This is a genomic window from Actinoplanes sp. NPDC051633, assembly GCF_040681735.1.
Classification (GTDB): domain Bacteria; phylum Actinomycetota; class Actinomycetes; order Mycobacteriales; family Micromonosporaceae; genus Actinoplanes.
In genome coordinates, this window is the sequence record NZ_JBFAZH010001204.1 from 1 (window position 1) to 2301 (window position 2301).

General features: G+C 71.8%; 3 protein-coding genes and 1 pseudogene. 2 read left to right on the top strand and 2 right to left on the bottom strand.

Annotation, left to right across the window (positions count from 1 at the left end):
• Both AB0M20_RS39030 and AB0M20_RS39035 read left to right on the top strand, forming a co-directional pair.
• A partial coding sequence (locus tag AB0M20_RS39030) for a helix-turn-helix domain-containing protein (protein ID WP_364306041.1) occupies window positions 1-741 on the top strand: 741 nt, incomplete at its 5' end.
• Between the two features lie 35 nt (window positions 742-776).
• A pseudogene (locus AB0M20_RS39035) lies at window positions 777-1139 on the top strand (cbb3-type cytochrome c oxidase subunit I); the annotation flags it as partial.
• Here the strand turns inward: AB0M20_RS39035 and AB0M20_RS39040 are convergent.
• Together AB0M20_RS39040 and AB0M20_RS39045 are read right to left on the bottom strand one after the other, a co-directional pair.
• The gene (locus AB0M20_RS39040; RefSeq protein WP_364306042.1) at window positions 1122-1541 is read right to left on the bottom strand and encodes a hypothetical protein; all 420 of its coding nucleotides are present in this window, start codon (window positions 1539-1541) and stop codon (window positions 1122-1124) included. The pseudogene AB0M20_RS39035 and the gene AB0M20_RS39040 sit on opposite strands and share 18 nt — an antisense overlap.
• On the bottom strand, window positions 1538-2301 hold a 764-nt coding region (locus tag AB0M20_RS39045; protein ID WP_364306044.1), incomplete at its 5' end, for a PA domain-containing protein. The genes AB0M20_RS39040 and AB0M20_RS39045, both read right to left, overlap by 4 nt.

Genomic DNA, 2301 nt, shown 5'->3' on the forward strand with positions numbered 1-2301 from the left:
GTGGAGCGGGCCGACACTGCACACATGCGTGGCTACGGTCAGTTCTGCCCGATCGCGCGGGCGTCGGAGATCCTCGCCGAGCGCTGGACTCCGATCATCGTCCGCAACGTGCTGCTGGGCAGCCGGACGTTCAACCAGATCGCGGACGGCGCACCCGGAATCTCCCGGGCGTTGCTGACCCGCCGGCTACGTGAGCTGGAGAAGGCCGGGCTGATCCAGGCCCACCGCAAACCCGCCGGGCACGGTTCGTTCTACGAACCGACACCGGCCGGCCTCGACCTGCAACCGGTCCTGGACGCCGTCGGAGTATGGGCCGAACGCTGGGTCGACGTCCGCCCCGACCACGCGCAGCACGCCGACCCGGGCCACGTCGTCGCGTCCTGGTGCACGTCGTACCTACGCCGCGACCGCCTGCCCCGGCGGCGCGTGGTGGCCCGCTTCGACTACGCCCGCCGTGGGCGCCGGGAGCAGTGTTGGCTGCTGTGCGAGGACGGTGACGCGGAGGCCTGCGTCTTCGACCCGGGCTACGGCGACGATCTCGTCGTCGCGATCACCGATCCGAAGGCGTTCACCGGCTGGCATCTGGGGCTGATCAGCTGGCCCGCCGCCCTACGCGGTGGGGGCGTCCAGGTCACCGGGCCGACGTCCTTGCGTCGAGCCCTGCCCACCTGGAACGCAGCACCCGAGCACTACACCCATCTACGTACCGCCCAACGATCGATCGGCGCTGCCACATCGTGACAAACCGATACGGTCGGCGCCGGGACAGCCCTACTAAGGGCCAGGTCACCCTCGAGACACCGATGCTGTTCTCGATCGGCTTTCTGGTCACCTTCCTGCTCGGAGTCTGACCGGCATCCTGCTGGCGAGCCCGCCGATCGACTTCCACGTGCACAATTCGTACTTCGTGGTGGCGCACTTCCACCATGTGCTGTTCGGCACCATCGTCTTCGCGGTTTTCGCCAGGGTCGATTTTCTGGTTCCCGAAGATGACTGGACGGATGCTCGATGAGTGGCTTGGGAACGTGTGGAAGTCATATCGGGTGGGGTCGGTGGTGACCATCGACGACCCGTGGGGCTTCGGCAATTCGCAGGAGTGGGCCCCAAGCAGCCCGCCGCCGCTACGCAATTTCGAGCAGCGTGCGCCGGATCGTCGTCGTGCCGTCCTCCAGCAGCATCACCCCGAAGTAATCGCCGTCCGGCTCCAGGCCGCGCCACGTCAGGGTCAGCGTGACCGCCGTGCCGGCCGTCGCCTCCGAGGTCGGCGGGCTCGCCGTCAGTGCGTCCGAGGACGTGGCCGCCACCCAGCTCAGCGACACCACCGTGGCCGGCGCCGGCGCGGAGTAGAGGTGGTGGAACACCCGGTACCGGCCCGGCTGGTCGACCACGACCTCCTCGTCGCTGCCGGTGTCGTTGCTGGTGCCGGCCGGCGTCCAGGTCGAGCCGGACTCGCGGTACGCGTACACGTCGATGTCCGCGCCCGCCGGGTGGTCGGCCGCCCGCGCCGCGAAACGCGCGATGCCGCCCGCCGGGACGGTCACTTCCGCGACGGCCGTGCGGCTGCTCGCGGCCGGGGAAGCCGGGTTGAACGCGAGCGGACCGCCGTCGGGCTGAGCGTCGGCGTGCGGCCCAGCAGCAGCGCACCGGCGCCGCTCACCTGCGCCGCGGCCACCGACGAGCCGCTGCGGACGCCGAACGTCGGGACGCCGGCGGCTGCGGTCGCGGCCAGCACGGACACGCCGGGCGCCAGCAGATCGGGCTTGAGCAGCGGTCCGCTGGGAATGCGGGCCGGACCGGCGGACGAGGTGGCGGCCACCGCCGGTGCGCGGGTCCGGCCGCGGACCGCGGCGTCGAGCCGGGCGGTGGCACCGGCGGTCGCGGCGTACGCCTTCACGCGCAGCCCGTCGGCGCGGTTGAGGTGGACCGTCGGCACGGCGTGGAAGTCGACGTCGAGCGTGCTGTCCGGATCGTTGTAGAGCACCATCCCGACCCCGCCGGCGTCGCGTACCGTGCGGCTCTTGTCCGTACGCCCGTTGACCCCGCGCTTGCACAACACGATCGCGCCGGCGACGGCCGACCGGTTCAGCGAACCGGCCTTGCACAGCTCGGCGTCGGCCGGCACGGCCGCGCCCGCTACCGCATCGACGACGCGGGCCGAGGGCAGCGCCGTCGCACCCTGCCCGGTCCCGGTGAGGATGGCGCCGTCACCCAGGCGGAGGGTACGGGTGAGCACACGGTCGTGGGTTCCGGCCGCCACCGTGGTGACCCACGGCGCGATGCTGCCCACCGCCCCGGCCGGCC